General features: G+C 70.5%; 13 protein-coding genes and 1 pseudogene. 8 read left to right on the plus strand and 6 right to left on the minus strand.

Going from position 1 to position 15,291, the window contains the following annotated elements:
• Positions 1-133: 133 nt before the first annotated feature.
• The 3 genes and pseudogenes from OHT51_RS24120 to OHT51_RS24130 form a co-directional block, all read right to left on the minus strand.
• Positions 134-1,054: a hypothetical protein gene (locus OHT51_RS24120; protein ID WP_328880998.1), complete on the minus strand. Its 921-nt coding sequence runs from the start codon at positions 1,052-1,054 to the stop codon at positions 134-136.
• Between the two features lie 173 nt (positions 1,055-1,227).
• Positions 1,228-1,434, minus strand: a complete 207-nt coding sequence (locus OHT51_RS24125) for a DUF397 domain-containing protein (protein ID WP_328880999.1) — start codon at positions 1,432-1,434, stop codon at positions 1,228-1,230.
• Positions 1,415-2,066 (minus strand): annotated as a pseudogene (locus tag OHT51_RS24130) (helix-turn-helix domain-containing protein). The gene OHT51_RS24125 and the pseudogene OHT51_RS24130 overlap by 20 nt, the downstream one beginning before the upstream one ends.
• Positions 2,067-2,204: 138 nt before the next feature.
• Between OHT51_RS24130 and OHT51_RS24135 the strand changes: the two are divergent.
• Together OHT51_RS24135 and OHT51_RS24140 are read left to right on the plus strand one after the other, a co-directional pair.
• Positions 2,205-2,432 (plus strand): hypothetical protein, encoded by a 228-nt coding sequence (locus OHT51_RS24135; RefSeq protein ID WP_328881000.1) that lies wholly within the window; start codon positions 2,205-2,207, stop codon positions 2,430-2,432.
• Positions 2,429-2,803, plus strand: a complete 375-nt coding sequence (locus OHT51_RS24140; RefSeq protein ID WP_328881001.1) for an ATP-binding protein — start codon at positions 2,429-2,431, stop codon at positions 2,801-2,803. The genes OHT51_RS24135 and OHT51_RS24140 overlap by 4 nt, the downstream gene beginning before the upstream one ends.
• 155 nt (positions 2,804-2,958) lie before the next feature.
• On the opposite strand, the gene OHT51_RS24145 is transcribed toward OHT51_RS24140, so the two are convergent.
• Together OHT51_RS24145 and OHT51_RS24150 are read right to left on the minus strand one after the other, a co-directional pair.
• Entirely contained in the window at positions 2,959-3,159 is a 201-nt protein-coding gene (locus OHT51_RS24145) for a hypothetical protein (RefSeq protein ID WP_328881002.1), read from the minus strand.
• A gap of 241 nt (positions 3,160-3,400) precedes the next feature.
• Complete coding sequence (locus OHT51_RS24150) at positions 3,401-6,361, minus strand: AfsR/SARP family transcriptional regulator (protein ID WP_328881003.1); 2,961 nt, start codon at positions 6,359-6,361, stop codon at positions 3,401-3,403.
• 209 nt (positions 6,362-6,570) lie between these two features.
• On the opposite strand from OHT51_RS24150, the gene OHT51_RS24155 reads away from it, so the two are divergent.
• The gene (locus OHT51_RS24155) at positions 6,571-7,803 is read left to right on the plus strand and encodes an amidohydrolase family protein (RefSeq protein WP_443052539.1); all 1,233 of its coding nucleotides are present in this window, start codon (positions 6,571-6,573) and stop codon (positions 7,801-7,803) included.
• 58 nt (positions 7,804-7,861) lie between these two features.
• Here the strand turns inward: OHT51_RS24155 and OHT51_RS24160 are convergent, their stop codons facing one another.
• Positions 7,862-8,782 (minus strand): hypothetical protein, encoded by a 921-nt coding sequence (locus OHT51_RS24160; RefSeq protein WP_328881005.1) that lies wholly within the window; start codon positions 8,780-8,782, stop codon positions 7,862-7,864.
• A 315-nt stretch (positions 8,783-9,097) separates the two neighbouring features.
• On the opposite strand from OHT51_RS24160, the gene OHT51_RS24165 reads away from it, so the two are divergent.
• From OHT51_RS24165 to OHT51_RS24185, 5 genes are all read left to right on the plus strand, one after another.
• Positions 9,098-10,006, plus strand: coding sequence for an LLM class F420-dependent oxidoreductase (locus tag OHT51_RS24165; protein ID WP_328884415.1), 909 nt, complete (start codon positions 9,098-9,100; stop codon positions 10,004-10,006).
• Between the two features lie 12 nt (positions 10,007-10,018).
• Entirely contained in the window at positions 10,019-10,789 is a 771-nt protein-coding gene (locus OHT51_RS24170) for an SDR family NAD(P)-dependent oxidoreductase (protein WP_328881006.1), read from the plus strand.
• 117 nt (positions 10,790-10,906) lie between these two features.
• Positions 10,907-12,025 carry an LLM class flavin-dependent oxidoreductase gene (locus OHT51_RS24175; protein ID WP_328881007.1) on the plus strand — a complete coding sequence of 373 codons (1,119 nt, stop codon included), beginning with the start codon at positions 10,907-10,909 and terminating at the stop codon, positions 12,023-12,025.
• A 69-nt stretch (positions 12,026-12,094) separates the two neighbouring features.
• On the plus strand, positions 12,095-13,825 hold the full coding sequence (locus OHT51_RS24180; RefSeq protein WP_328881008.1) for an N-acyl-D-amino-acid deacylase family protein: 1,731 nt from the start codon (positions 12,095-12,097) through the stop codon (positions 13,823-13,825).
• The gene (locus tag OHT51_RS24185; protein ID WP_328881009.1) at positions 13,822-15,285 is read left to right on the plus strand and encodes an aldehyde dehydrogenase family protein; all 1,464 of its coding nucleotides are present in this window, start codon (positions 13,822-13,824) and stop codon (positions 15,283-15,285) included. The genes OHT51_RS24180 and OHT51_RS24185 overlap by 4 nt, the downstream gene beginning before the upstream one ends.
• Positions 15,286-15,291: the final 6 nt, after the last annotated feature.

Here is a 15,291-nt window from a genome sequence, read left to right on the forward strand (position 1 = left end):
CCCACCGAACATCCCGCCAGAGTGGGCAATTGGGACTCACGCTGACACAGATCCGCCAATCAACTTGGCGGGTCGCACGGACCAGGACCGAAGCGGCCTCCACCGGTATTCAGTGCGGCACGGATCTCGCGGATCATCTGTAGAGGCGATGGAAGACGTCCTCGGCGGTATAGCGCAGTAGGCTCCGCACGTCCGGACTCCGGGCGAGCTGGTTGAAGCGGGCCACGTCACGGCGATGGGCGTCACGAGTGCCGTGATAGGCGTAGCCCTCGATCTCGATCGCCAGTCCCTCAGCCCTGAAGAGAAAGTCGAGATAGCGGCGACGGCCGTCGGGGGTACGCACCTCGACCTGAGTTTCGGGATGGAGGCCGGCGTCGTGCATGCGCAGGCGGGCGATCGTCTCCGCGGGTGAGCCGGAACGGGGGTCGAGCAACACCAGCCACTCCTGGGCCCTGCCGGCACCGAGAAGCGGGGCCTCCAAGGCCACGGCAAGGGAGGCCGGCGCGATGAGCGGGGCGCGGCGTGCACCGCCGACCCTGCGGTAGGTGAGCGCGGACTCCACAGCAACGAGTGCGTCGTCCCTCGGGCCGGCTCGGAGGAGGTCGGCGAGGGTGCGAGGGACCTCGGTGACACGCAGGCCGGACCGCTCGACGACCTCGACCTGCGGGAGGGGGATGCGGTGGACCCGTACCCCGGCGAAGCCCTGCCGGGCGCTGAGCCTGGGGTCGGTGAATTCCAGAGGGAATGGACGCCGTGGATCCTCGGCCGGCCTCCGGCGGCCCGGCCTCCCGCCGTCCAGCGTCTCGATCTGCCAAAGGCGAGCAGCCGAGCCATGGCTCACGACGAGCTGCCGCCTGACCAGCTGGGCCGCCTTCAGCCGTACGACGAGGTCGACTTGCCTCCCCGGTTCTGCCCATGCCCCGCCCTGAACGCGGCCCCACCCCTCCGAGCGGAGCCGCCGGAACAGGGACGCCCGAGGCCAGCCGGCTTCCAGCGCCCGCGAGGTCAGCAACACACCGCCGTCGACGAGCGCCCTCAAGTCCTTGCGTTCCACGCCCCCACTGTCCCGAAGGCAGGACCACTCCCGCCCAGCCCTGTGGATAACCCGGCGGCGAAGTCCTGAGGAACCGGAGATGAGCGGGAGAAAGGCAGTTGTGTTCCACCACAGCCGCCGGTTCCTGGGCCATCACGTCACCCGCGTGGCACGGACCTGCCAGTCACACCGCGTCAGCGCTTGATCTCCGCGACGAAGGCCGTCCACGCGGACAGGGGGAACACGAGCACGGGGCCCTCGTCCTCGGCCGTCTTGGAGTCACGGACCGGGACCATGGCGGGGAGGCCCTCGGCGGCCTCGACGCAGTCTCCGCCGCTGCCGTTGCTGTAGCTGCTTCTCCTCCAGCGCACAGTGCTCAGGTCAAAGGCGGTGCTTGCCATTTCGGTAGTCCTCAGCCGCTTCCTCGATCATGGCGAGGGACGCCTCCGGCGGCAGAGCGGCGGCCCTGAGCCGATCGTACGACTTGCGGTACTCCTTCACGAGGGCCGGATCGTCGATGGTGTCCCCAGTGTGGAGGGACTCTGTGTATACGAGGGGAGGGGCATCAGGGAAGGTCATGAGCTTGGCCATGCCGAGCATGAAAGGATGCGCCCCGCAGTTCCACGGAAGAATCTGTGGAGTGATCCGGCGACGACGCGCCAACGCCGCGATGTGGTCGAGCTGTTCGGCCATCTGTTCCGGCGGAAGAATTGCCAGCCGCAGCAGCGACTCGTGCAGGATCGCCCAGTACTCGGGTGTCGCGTGGTCCTCGTCGAAGAGGTGGGCCCGCTCGAGACGGGCGTTCACCTTCGCGTCCGTCTTCTCCTGCGCTTCGAGAGGGTGTGTCGCTCGTACGACCGCGTGGCATACGGCGCTCGCCGCGTTCGATCTCACTCAGGTGACTCTGGCCGTAGAAGCTGCCCTCGACCAACTGCTGAAGTGTGAGCCCTGCTTTCTCCCGTTTCTACCGCAACTCCTTGCCGTAGAAGCACGGGACGCTTTCCGAGCCGTCGATGTCCTTGCGCCGCACCATGATCCGTCGCCCTCACTCCACAACTGCCGTGCTGTGTTCCACAGTTCACGCCCAGGAACCTGAACCTCTTTCACGGTACGTCGCGCCGCGTCACTGTGTGAGTGAATCGTCACAGAGTGCACAGGAAGGCGTACGTGCATGAGGCCACGTCAGAATCCCCCCACCGCCTACGACATCACCCTATGCATCGAGGAACTGCGCGACGCTCTCGCCGCCCACGACATCACCCTCCCGTCTCTCCGTGTGGACCTGCCGACCTTCGCAGGCGCGTACCACGCCCCGGTCGGCCTGATCGCCCTCGGCAACTGCAACACGGAAACCGCACGACAGCTGGCCGCGGCGCTGCGCAAGGCGGCCGGCCGGTGAACGATGCGGGCCTGGAGGTCGATCTGCTCGCGTTGTCCAAGGCGGTGCCCGAGTTGCGGCGCGCCGTGCGGGAGCGGTTTGGGGACATCGGCGGCGAGGTGCAGCTGTGTGTGACCGAGCTGGTGGGAAATGTCGTCCGCCATGTGGGGGAGGGCACCCCTGTTTCCGTGCGCGTGGCTCGCGCGGGCCCTTGCATCCGGGTGGAGGTCGCCGACCCTGACCCGTGCGCTTGGCCCGTTCTGCTGTACGCCGAGGGGGATGACGAGTCCGGCCGGGGGCTGGCGTTGCTGGACGCTGTGGCGTTGCGGTGGGGCGTGGTGCAGGGGGAGTCGGGCAAGACGGTGTGGTGCGAGGTGGGTGGTGAGGGGTGAGACGACACGGCGATGGGGCCGAGCTTGGGCTCGGCCCCATCCGTGAGGAGTCGCTGTACGGCTTGGCGTTGCTGGCCTGCGCCTGCCCCTTGACACGTTTCGGCCGCGGCGGCTTCCCCTCCGCGCCGCCGCGGCCGATCCCCGTGAGATGAGGCTTACTTGTCCTTCAGGTCCAGCGTGGCGGGACCGGCCGGCATGGCGTTGTTGAGGGTCGTGATCTCCTCGGCCTTGGCAGGCCCGCTCGGCATGGCGTTGTTGAGGGTGGTGACCTTCTCGTCCGCGGCGGGCTCGCTCGGCATGGCGTTGTTCTGCGGAGAGAGGTCCGTGTCCTTCTGGTCCTTCTTCTGCTCGCTCATGGGCTCGTGGTCCTCTTTTTCGGTGATGAGTGAGGAACGCCCGCCCGGAAACTCCCCCGAGGATTGCCGGGCGGGCGTTCGGAGCCGCACATTAACCGGTCAGGCTCCGGTCGGACCGTCTGCCCCCCGACGCGACGGTCTGACTGGTACGAGCATGCCGGGTGGGGATAAACGAACGCTGAACGCCGACGCCGGCCCGCAACGGCCCGGTGAGCGACCCTACTTCCACGCCGTCCGACTTCTACGCCGCCGCTGCCGAAGTGAGCAGCGCCCGCACCTCGTCTGCCTCCGCGGCACTGTTCTGCTCGTAGAGGTTGAGTGCCTCACGCCAGCACGCCCGCGCCCGGTCCGCCTGACCGAGCGTGGCGAGGGCGCGCCCCAGCAGTGTCAGGACGTTGCCCTGCATCCGGTCACCGCCGATGCACCCGAGGGCCAGGGCCTGTTCGGCGTGCTGGGCGGCCTGAGACGGGCGCCGGTCGGCCAAGTGCACCTCGGCGATGCGGAAGTGGGTGACGCCCTCCCAGAGCCGCTGCCGGTGGTCGTTGAAAATGCCGAGGGCGTCGCAGAACCGCCTCAGCGCCTCGGTGTAGCGGCCTGCGCGGGTCAGCGCGACGCCGAGCGCGAAGTGGCCGTTGGCCAGGCGTACGGTCCGGCCGATCTCCATGTGCGCGGTGAGACCGTGCTGCGCGATCTCCACCGCCTTCGCGATGTTGCCCATGCCCAGGTGGGCCCGGGACAGATTGCCCAGCGCGGTGGCTTCGAAGGGCCGGTTCCCCGCTGCCCGCAGACCTTCGAGGGCCTGGTCGAAGAAGACCTTGCCGTCGGCGAACCGGCCCTCGTGCAGACAGATGAGTCCCCGGTTGTTGGCCACCCAGCTGACAGCGGTGGAGTCGTGCGCGCTCGCCGCGAGCTCCATGGCGACCCGCGCCTCCTCCTCCGCCTGCCGGATACGTCCGGAGACCAGGAGGACGTCGCTGAGAACCGTACGTGCCCTGCCCTCCGCCCGATCGTTGCCGAAGGCCCGGGTGGCCCCGCATGTGGCCCTCGCCGCCATCTCGTACTGATGCGAGTTGGCCCCCGACTCGGTCAGGTCCTTGGCCGCCCAGAGCAGGTCGACGGCCCGCCGCAGCCTGTCGGTCCCCGCCGCCTGCCGTACGCAGGCCAGGAGTTGCCCCGCCTCCGTGTAGAGCCAGTCGAGCGCCGCCGCCTGCCCGGTGATGCGCAGCCCCGGGTAGTTCGTGGGCTCCAGGTCGTCGATCAGCCGGTCCCCGGGGTGCTCGATCGCGTACACCTGCGCGGTGGTCGCCAGATAGAAGTCCAGCAGCCGCGACAGCGCCTCCTCCCGCTCGCTCGGCGGCTGTTCGTCCCTTTCCGCACACGCACGCGCGTAGAGCCGCACCAGATCATGGAACCGATACCGCCCCGCCGCCGCCGACTCCAGCAGGGACGTGTCGACGAGGGACTCCAGGAGGTCCTCCGTGTCCTCCGCCGGCAGGTCCAGGACCGCCGCGGCCGCGGCCAGGGAGATGTCCGGGCCGTCCGCGAGGCCCAGGAGGCGGAAGGCGCGGGCCTGGGCGGGGTCCAGGGCGCCGTAGCCGAGTTCGAACGTGGCCTTCACGGCCAGGTCGCCGGCCTGGAGCTCGTCCAGCCGGCGGCGCTCGTCGGCGAGCTTGGCGGCGAGGACCGACACGGTCCAGGTGCGGCGGGCCGCGAGGCGGGACGCGGCGATGCGGATCGCCAGCGGCAGGAAGCCGCACGCCGCGACGACGTCCAGCGCGGCCTCCCGCTCGGACGCCACCCGCTCCTCGCCGACGATCTTCGTGAAGAGGGACAGCGCCTCGTCCGGGGACATCACGTCCAGGTCGACCAGGTGGGCGCCCGCGAGGTCCACCATGCGGACCCGCGAGGTCACCAGCGCCGCGCAGCCCTCGGTGCCCGGCAGCAGGGGCCGTACCTGGGCGGCGTCCCTGGCGTTGTCCAGCAGCACCAGGACGCGACGGCCGTCGAGGACCGAGCGGTACAGGGCCGAGCGCTCCTCCAACGAGTCCGGAATGGCCGAGTCCGCCGTGCCCAGGGCCCGCAGGAAGGACCCCAGTACCGTCTCCGGCTCCGCCGCCCGCGGGCCCGCGCCCTGCAGGTCGACGTACAACTGCCCGTCGGGGAAGGCCGAGCGCGCCTGGTGTGCCACGTGCACGGCGAGCGTCGTCTTGCCGACCCCGCCGATGCCCGCCAGTGCCGACACCGCCATCACCCGGCCCTCGGACGAGGCGAGGACCTCGCTCAGTTCGGAGACGAAGGCGGAGCGGCCCGTGAAGTCGGGCACGGTGGCCGGGAGCTGGGCGGGCCGCACCGGCAGCACCGGCGGGTCGCCCACCGGAGCCGACGGTTCCGCTAGGCCGGGGTCGGCCTGCAGAATCCGCTGCTGGAGTTCCTTCAGGTCCGGGCGTGGGTCCACGCCCAGTTCGTCCGCCAGCAGGCGGCGGGTGTCCGCGTACACCGCAAGCGCCTCCGCCTGCCGCCCGCTGCGGTACAGCGCGAGCATCAGCAGCTCACGCAGCCGCTCGCGCAGCGGGTGCTCCGCGGTCAGCGCCGTCAGTTCCGAGACCGCCTCGGCGTGGCAGCCCTGCTCCAGGTCCATGTCGAGGCGGGACTCCAGCAACTGCAGCCGCCACTCCTCCAGGCGGACCCGCTGGGCCTCCGCGTACGCCCCGGGAACCCCGGCCAGCACCTCCCCGTCCCACAGCGCCAGTGCCCGCCCCAGCACGTCCCGGGCACGGCACAGGTCCCCGGCGCCCCGCGCCTTCTCCGCCTCCGCCGCCAGCTCCTGGGCTGTCGCCAGGTCCAGCGCACCCTCGGCCAGGCCCCGCACCGCGTAGCCGCCGGACTCGCTCACCAGGACGCCGGGGTCCAGCACCTTGCGCAGCCGGGAGGCGTACGTCCGCACCGCCGCCAGCGCCTGCGACGGCGGCTCCTCGCCCCACAGGGCGTCGATCAGCTCCGCCGCGGTCGCCGTACGGCCCTCTCGCAGCAGAAGGGCCGCGAGCAGGGCGCGTTGCTGGGGGGAACCGGTGGGGAGCTGTTCCTCGCCGCGCCAGGCGCGTACCGGACCGAGCACCCCGAAGCGCAGCGCCCCCGCCTGCTCCGCCGTATCTGCCGAGGAGCCAGGACGCCTCTGCTCCGGCACTCGCGGTACCCCGTCCATCGCAGTCCCCCTAGGACCCGTTTACATCCCCGCCAGTTTGCCTTGTTCATGGCAGATGCGTCAGCTGTGGAGGGGGTGATCACAGCCAGGCGCGCGGGATATCACAAGGTCCTCACGCGCTCTCCGCACGGCGTTGGGCACTCCCCACCGCACCCGGGGTCGCTCCTGCATAGCTGACGGACCGTCAGATCGGCGCTACCGTGGCGGACATGGACACCGAGACCGCGTTTCCCCTGATCATCTCCGTCGACGACCACACGGTCGAGCCGCCCACGGTCTGGCAGGACCGGCTTCCGAAGAAGTACCAGGACACCGGCCCGCGCATAGTCCGCGCGCCACTGAAGGAAATGACCTTCCTCGGCGGGCGGTTCAAGCCCGTCATGGGCCGGCCGGGCGACGACGGGCCCATCGGCGACTGGTGGGTGTACGAGGACCTGCAGCGCCCGCTGACCCGCCTCGATACCGCCGTCGGGTACAACAGGGACGAGATCAAGCTCGAAGTCATCACGTACGAGCAGATGCGCCCGGGGTCGTACGACGTCCCCGCCCGCCTCGCCGACATGGACGTCAACCACGTCCAGTCCGCGCTCTGCTTCCCCACCTTCCCCCGCTTCTGCGGCCAGACCTTCACCGAGGCGCAGGATCACGAGCTGGGCCTGCTGGGCGTCCAGGCGTACAACGACTGGATGGTGGAGGAGTGGTGCGGCCCCGCCGCGCAGGGCCGTCTCATCCCGCTCACCCTCATCCCCCTCTGGGACGCCGAGCTGGCGGCAGCGGAGGTCCGCCGCAACGCCGCACGCGGCGTGCGTGCCGTCGCGTTCTCCGAGATACCCCCGCACCTCGGGCTCCCGTCCGTGCACACCGACTACTGGGACCCGTTCCTCGCCGCCTGCGACGAGACCGGCACGGTCGTGGCCATGCACATCGGCTCGTCGAGCCGGATGCCCTCCACCTCGGCCGACGCGCCGCCCGCCGTCGGCTCCACCATCACCTTCGCCAACTGCTGCTTCTCGATGGTCGACTGGCTGATGAGCGGCAAGTTCGAGCGCTTCCCGAACCTCAAGGTCATGTACGCCGAGGGTCAGATCGGCTGGATCCCGTACATCCTGGAGCGCGCCGATGTGGTGTGGGAGGAGAACCGTGGCTGGGGCGGGGTCGCCGACAAGGTGCACCGGCCGCCGTCGGAGCTGTTCACCGACCACGTCTACGGCTGCTTCTTCGACGACGCCTTCGGGCTCAGGAACCTCGACTCGATCGGCGTCGGGAACGTCCTGTACGAGACCGACTACCCCCACTCCGACTCCACCTGGCCGAAGTCCCGCGAGGTCGGCGAGGCGCAGATGGGGCACCTGGACGCGGACGTGGTCGACAGGATCGTACGGCGCAACGCGATCGAGCTGCTGGGGCTGACGGACGACGGGCTGTGGCCCGGGAGGGCATGAGCGGGCCGCGGTCCCGGTGGAGGGACCGCGGCTTCAACTCATGGGCAGGCCGGTGGCGTCAGCCGAGGAACACCGACGAGATCCTGTCGTCGAAGCCGACCGGGGCTAGGTCGGCGATGTTGCCCTGCACCACCTTCGAGTCCCCCTTGCAGTCCTTCTCGGACCAGATCTTCAGGGTGCCGGAGGCCTGGAGGGAGGAGGCGGAGTCGTCGCGGGCGACGTTCTGGCACCCGGCGCCGGCGAGCCCCTCGGAGGGGTCGCCGAAGTTGCGCTCGTCGGAGAGGGCGACGCTGGTCGCGGGGGTGGCACCGCCCTGCTCGTCGCCGACACCGCCCTGCTCGTCGCCGGCGCCTCCCCCTTCGCCGCCGGCGCCACCTTCTTCACCGGCCCCCGCCTTCCGGCCGTCCGGCATCACCCCGAACCACGTCCCGCCCACGCCCTGCCCGTTGGTGTCGCCGGGCCGCAGGTCCTTGCTGAAGCGGTAGACCGGCCAGCCGCCGACGGTCACCTGGAGGTTGCCGTCGTCGCGCTTGACGACGCCCACGGCGGACTTGTTCACACCGTCGATGAAGATCTTGCCGCCGGGGGCGACCAGGACCGGCGGCCAGGTGGTGGCGCACTCGCCGGAGCAGTTCGACTTGGACGGGTTCGCGGTGTCCTTGTCGAACCGGTAGAGGGTGAAGCCGGCGCCGTTGACGACGACGGGGTTCAGGTCACCCGCCTGAGACGCGCTCAGCTGCACCCACTTCTTGGCGACCGGCCTGCTCGCAGGCTTCCCCGGGCCGTTGGCCCAGTCGCCGGTGCCGGGGGCCGCGTTGTTCTGCTTGGCCGAACCGCTGGTGAAGCTCAGGCTCCCCTGTGCGGCGGCGGCGCCCTCGCGGGCCGCGGACGCGGCGTTCTCGGTGCCGTTGCAGGCGGTCAGCAGCAGGGCCGCGGCGGCGGTGGTGGCGGCGATCGCGGCGATGCGGTTGCGGATCATTCTCGGTCTCCCCGTTGTCCCGGCGCCCGGACCTCCCGAGCAGCCACCGCCCAGTACGAACCCCTCGCCGGCCGCCCTCACCCGGTGACGCGCCTGAGACACGAACACGACGGATTGCGGTCAATCGGACGAAGGTCGCGACATTTCACCGGCCCGGCGGGCGCCCCGCACGGACGCAGCCGTTCCGCGCCCACCCCTTGTCTGTTGCGGCGCCAGCCCCGACGATGACGCCCGGAACATGGATATGACGGTTCGTCAGATCGAGGAGGGTGTGTGTCCATCCAAGTCCCGCCGGACGGGCGGACGCTGTTCGGGATGCAGCTCCCGATCCAGTCCCAGAGCACGATCTACGCCGAGCCCTGGGAGGCCGCCGCCGGCCCCGGGGACCTGAGGGCGATCGCCGTCGCCGCCGACCGGGCCGGCTTCGACTACATCGCGAGCTGCGACCACGTCGGTGTCCCGCGCCGCCTCGCGCCCGCGATGAGCACGATCTGGTACGACCCCGTCGCCACCCTCGCCCATCTCGCCGCCGTCACCGAACACGTCCGGCTGCTCAGCCATGTCGCCGTCGTCGGCCTGCGCCATCCGCTGGCCACCGCCAAGCAGTACGCGACGGTGGACCATCTGTCGGGTGGCCGTCTGATCCTGGGCGTGGGCGCAGGTCATGTGCGCGAGGAGTTCGAGGCGCTCGGGCACGACTTCAAGCAGCGCGGCGCCGTCCTCGACGAGGCGATCGACGCCCTGCGTGCCGCCCTCGGGCCGGAGGAGTTCCCCGAGCACCACGGGAAGTTCTACGACTTCGAGGGGCTCGGCCAGCTGCCCCGGCCCGCCCAGCAGCGCGTACCCGTCTGGGTCGGCGGCTCCTCGCCCGCCGCCGTGCGCCGGGCCGCGCTCAAGGGCGACGGCTGGCTGCCGCAGGGCGACCCGCGCGACCGGCTGCCGGAGCAGATCGCCACGCTGCGGCGCCTGCGCATCGACGCCGGCATCGAGGAGCCGATCGTCGTGGGCGCCATCACCGAGCCGCTGTACGTCGGACGGCCCGGCTGGGAGGTGGGGCGGCGCACGATCACCGGTGCGCCGGAGGAGCTCGCCGAGTCCCTGCGGGCGTACCGCGCGATGGGTGTGCACCAGATCCAGGTGCGCTTCCGCTGCCGGAGCCGGGACGAACTCGTGGACCAGATGACCGCCTTCGGGGCCGAGGTCGCCCCGCACCTCGACCAGTGACTGGAGTGAGCCATGGGCAAGCTGGACGGCCGGGTCGTGATCGTCACCGGCGCGGCACGCGGACAGGGTGAGCAGGAGGCGCGGCTCTTCCGGGAGGAGGGCGCCGAGGTGGTCGTCGCCGATGTGCTCGACGAACAGGGCGAGGCCCTCGCGAAGGAGATCGGCGCGCTGTACGCGCACCTCGACGTGGGGGAGGAGGCGGACTGGCGGGCCGCGGTGGCCGCCGCGAAGAGGGCGTACGGCCGGGTCGACGGGCTGGTCAACAACGCCGGCATCCTGCGCTTCAACTCCCTCGTCGACACGCCCCTCGACGAGTTCATGCAGGTCGTGCGGGTCAACCAGGTCGGGTGCTTCCTCGGCGTCAAGACGGTCGCGCCCGAGATGGAGGACGGCGGCACCATCGTGAACACCGCCTCCTACACGGCCGTGACGGGCATGGCGGCCGTGGGCACGTACGCGGCCACCAAGCACGCCATCCTGGGCCTCACCCGGGTCGCCGCGCTGGAGCTGGCGCCGCGGGGCATCCGGGTCAACGCGATGTGCCCGGGCGCGATCGACACCGCCATGTCCAACCCGGCCCATCTCGACCCGGGTGCGGACCCCGAGGAGACCTCGAAGGCCCTCGACGGGCTCTACCGCAAGCTCGTGCCGCTCGGGCGGATCGGGCGGCCGGAGGAGGTGGCCCGGCTCGCGCTGTTCCTGATGTCGGACGACTCCTCGTACATCACCGGCCAGCCGTTCGTGATCGACGGCGGCTGGCTGGCCGGGGTGAGCGTCATCTGACGCACCGCCCTCATCTGATGGCCAGTCAGCTATTGACGGTGCACGTGAGCGGTGCCACAGTCGGCGGAAAGTGAATCTGACGGTACGTCAGAAACTATGTGGGGACGGTGAACCTCCTTGGAATTCGGGCTCTTTGTACAGGGATACGTGGGCAAGCGCGCCGAAACCGACCCGCTCGCCGAGCACAAGGCGTTGATGGAGGAGACCGAGTACGTCATCCAGGCGGACAAGTCCGGCTTCAAGTACGCCTGGGCGTCGGAGCACCACTTCCTGGAGGAGTACTCCCACCTCTCCGCCAACGACGTGTACCTGGGGTACCTGGCGCACGCCACGGAGCGGATCCATCTGGGGTCCGGCATCTTCAATCCGCTCGCCCAGGTCAACCACCCGGTCAAGGTGGCCGAGAAGGTCGCCATGCTCGACCACCTCACCGAGAACCGCTTCGAGTTCGGCAGCGGGCGCGGTGCGGGGTCGCACGAGATCCTCGGGTTCATACCGGGCGTGACCGATATGAACTACACCAAGGAGATCTGGGAAGAGACCGTCGCCGAGTTCCCCAAGATGTGGCTCCAGGACGAGTACGTCGGCTTCCAGGGCAAGCACTGGTCGCTGCCGCCGCGCAAGGTGCTGCCCAAGCCGTACGGGAAGTCGCACCCCGCGATGTGGTACGCCGCCGGGTCGCCGCCGTCCTATGCGATGGCCGCGAAGAAGGGGCTCGGGGTCCTAGGGTTCAGCGTCCAGAAGGTCTCCGACATGGAGTGGGTGCTGGAGCAGTACAAGACGGCTGTCGTGAACGCCGAGCCGATCGGTGACTTCGTCAACGACAACGTGATGGTGACGACCACGGCGATCTGCGCGCCGACGCATGCCGAGGCGATCGAGACCGCCGTGAACGGCGGGCTGCACTATCTGCCGTCGCTGGTGTTCCGGTACCACGACACGTTCCCCCGGCCCGAGGGGTTCCCGGTGTGGCCGGAGACGTTGCCGCCGTACACCCCGGAGTTCGTGGAGCTGCTCATCGAGGAGGAGCTGCTGATCTGCGGGGATCCGGACGAGGTGCTCACGCAGTGCAAGCGGTGGGAGCAGGCCGGGGCCGATCAGTTGAGCTTCGGGTTGCCGGTGGGGGTGCCGAAGGAGGAGACGTTGCGGACGATTCGGTTGATCGGGGAGCACGTGATTCCGAAGATCGACACGGATCCTGTGCATCGGACGTCCCGTTTCCGGCAGAGCGCCTAGTCGCCGGGGGGCTGCGGGCCGTTCGCGACTGCGGTACGTAGTCCCACCGCGATCCAGGAGGTGAATCCCATGCTCGATCACGTCATCAAGGGCGCGACCGTCGTCGACGGGACGGGCGCGCCCGCCTACACCGCCGACGTCGGCATACGCGACGGTCGTATCGCCGTCATCGGTGCTGTCACCGAGGAATCCCGCACCAGCGAGGACGCCGCCGGGCTTGTCCTCGCCCCCGGGTTCGTCGATCCCCACACCCACTACGACGCCCAGCTCTTCTGGGATCCGTATGCCACCCCGTCCCTGAACCACGGGGTGACCACGGTTGCCGGGGGGAACTGTGGGTTCACGCTGGCGCCTCTCAACCCTGCGCGGCCCGAGGATGCCGACTACACGCGGCGGATGATGTCCAAGGTCGAGGGCATGTCGCTGGTGGCGTTGGAGGAAGGGGCGCCCTGGAGTTGGAGCAGCTTCGGGGAGTATCTGGACGCCCTGGAGGGGCGGATCGCGGTCAACGCGGGGTTCATGGTGGGGCACTGTGCGCTGCGCCGGTACGTCATGGGGCCGGACGCGGTGGGCGGGCAGCCCTCGGCGGAGCAGCTCGACGCGATGGTGGGGCTGTTGCGGGAGGCGATGGAGGCGGGGGCCTGGGGGCTGTCCACCACCCAGTCGACCTCGCACTCCGACGGCGACGGGAAGCCGGTGGCCTCCCGGCATGCCGAGCCGGCCGAGCTTTTGGCCCTCTCGCGGGCCGTCGGGGAGCACGAGGGCACGCAGATCGAGGCCATCGTGGCGGGCTGTCTGGACCAGTTCAGCGACGACGAGATCGATCTCTTCGTGGAGATGACCGCCGCCGCGGGCCGCCCCCTGAACTGGAACGTGCTCACGATCGACGCCGCGGTTCCCGAGCGGGTGCCCAGGCAGCTGGAGGCAAGTGAGCGCGCCCGCAAGGCCGGTGGCCGGATCGTGGCGCTGACCATGCCGATCCTCACGCCGATGAACATGTCGCTGGGCACGTTCTGCGCCCTGAATCTGATCCCCGGGTGGGGGCCGGTCCTGGGGCTGCCCGTCAAGGAGAGGATCGCCAAGCTCCGTGACCCGGACATCCGTACCGAGCTGCTGCTGCGGGCCCGGTCCAAGGAGGCGGGAGTCTTCCGGCGGCTCACCCACTTCGGGCGCTATGTCATCGGGGACACCTACAGCGAGGCGAACCGCGGGCTGACCGGGCGGGTCGTGCAGGACATCGCGGCCGAACGCGGGCAGGAACCCTTCGAGTGCCTGGTCGAGATCTGCGCGGCGGACGATCTGCGTACCGTCCTGTGGCCGATGCCCACCGACAACGACCCCGACTCCTGGGCGCTGCGCGCCGAGACCTGGCGGCACGAGGACGTCATGCTGGGCGGTTCGGACGCCGGGGCGCATCTGGACCGGATGTGCGGGGCGCCGTACACGACCCGGTTCCTCGGGGACTGTCTGCGCGGGCGGAAACTGGTCGGCCTGGAGCAGGCGGTGAAGATGCTCACCGACGATCCCGCCCGGCTCTTCGGCCTCCGTGACCGGGGTCGCGTCCAGGAGGGCTTCCATGCGGACCTGGTCCTCTTCGACCCGGAGCGGATCGACGCCGGCAAGGCCACCCTGGTGCACGACCTGCCGGGTGACAGCCCGCGGCTGGACTCCAAGGCGGTCGGCGTGCGGGCTGTCTGGGTCAACGGCGTCGAGGCGATCCGCGACGACGTGGTGACCGGGGCCGTGCCGGGGCGCGTGCTGCGCTCGGGGCGGGACACCAGGACGGTGGCCACCCGGTGAGCTTCAAGGCCGTCGACCGGCAGCGGTTGTTCGTCGGGGGCTCGTGGGCGGAGCCGGACGGCGGGTACTACGCCGTCGTCGACCCGGCGAGCGAGGAGACCGTCGGGTGGGCTCCGGAGGCCTCGCGGGATCAGGTGCACGCGGCCTGTGCCGCGGCCCGCGAGGCCTTCGGGCCGTGGTCGGGTACGTCGCCGGAGGAGCGGGCGGCCGTGCTGGGGCGGGCGGCGGACATCATCCGCGGCCACCTGATGCCGTACGCCGAACTGGCGCAGGCCGAGACCGGGGCGACCACCGGGACGGCCCGGGGCATGCAGGTGGGCGTCGGGGCGGCCCGGTTCCGGCGCTACGCGCGCGTGGAGCCCGCCGAGTGGGCGATCCCGCCGCAGATCAACGAGGCGGGGCCGATGGGGAAGGCCGGTGTGATGGGTGCGCTGGCCGTCCGCCAGCCCGTCGGGGTCGTCACCTGCATCACCTCGTACAACAACCCGTGGGCCAACCCGGCGGGCAAGATCGCGCCCGCGCTGGCCGTGGGCAACACGGTGGTCGTGAAGCCCGCCCCGCAGGATCCGCTGTCCGTCTACCGGATGGCGGAGGCGCTGGAGGCGGCGGGGGCGCCCCCGGGCGTGGTGAATGTGGTCTCCGGGCGTTCCGTCGAGGTCGGCGAGGCGGCCGTCTCCTCCCCGGACGTCGACATGGTGAGCTTCACCGGCTCAACGGCGGTCGGGCAGCGCATCGCCGAGGTCTGCGGGCGGGACATGAAACGCCAGCTGATGGAGCTGGGAGGGAAAGGCGCGGCGGTCGTCCTCGACGACGCTGACCTGGGGTCCGCCGTGGCCGGGATCGGGACGACGTTCTCCTTCTACAGCGGGCAGATCTGCACGGCGCCGACGCGGGTGCTGGCCCAGCGGGGTGTGTACGACCGGCTGGTCGAGCAACTGGCCGCCTACGCGGGGCGCCTCAAGGTCGGCGACCCCCGGGAGCGGGACACAGTTGTCGGGCCGCTGATCTCCGCGGCCCACCGGGACCGCGTGGAGGCGTACGTCGAACTCGGCCGCAAGGAAGGCGCGGTGGTCGTCGCCGGAGGCGAACGGCCCTCCCTCGACACCGGCTTCTACGTCGCGCCGACCCTGCTCGCCGACTGCACCAACGACATGCGGGTGGCCCGCGAGGAGATCTTCGGCCCGGTGGTCGTCGTCATCCCCTTCGACGACGAGGACGAGGGCGTGGCCCTGGCCAACGACAGCGACTACGGCCTCATCGACTACGTCTGGTCCGGCGACGTGGCCCGCGCCTTCCGGGTGGCCCGCCGCCTGCGGGCCGGCGGGGTCGGCGTCAACACCGTCGGGCGCAACATGGAGGCGCCGTTCGGCGGGTTCAAGAAGAGCGGGGTCGGCCGCGACGTCGGCTCGTACGCGCTCCACGCCTACAGCGAGGTGCAGGCCATCGTGTGGCCGGGGTGAGCCGCG

Origin of the sequence: Streptomyces sp. NBC_00299 (assembly GCF_036173045.1) — a bacterium.
GTDB classification, from domain to species: domain Bacteria; phylum Actinomycetota; class Actinomycetes; order Streptomycetales; family Streptomycetaceae; genus Streptomyces; species Streptomyces machairae.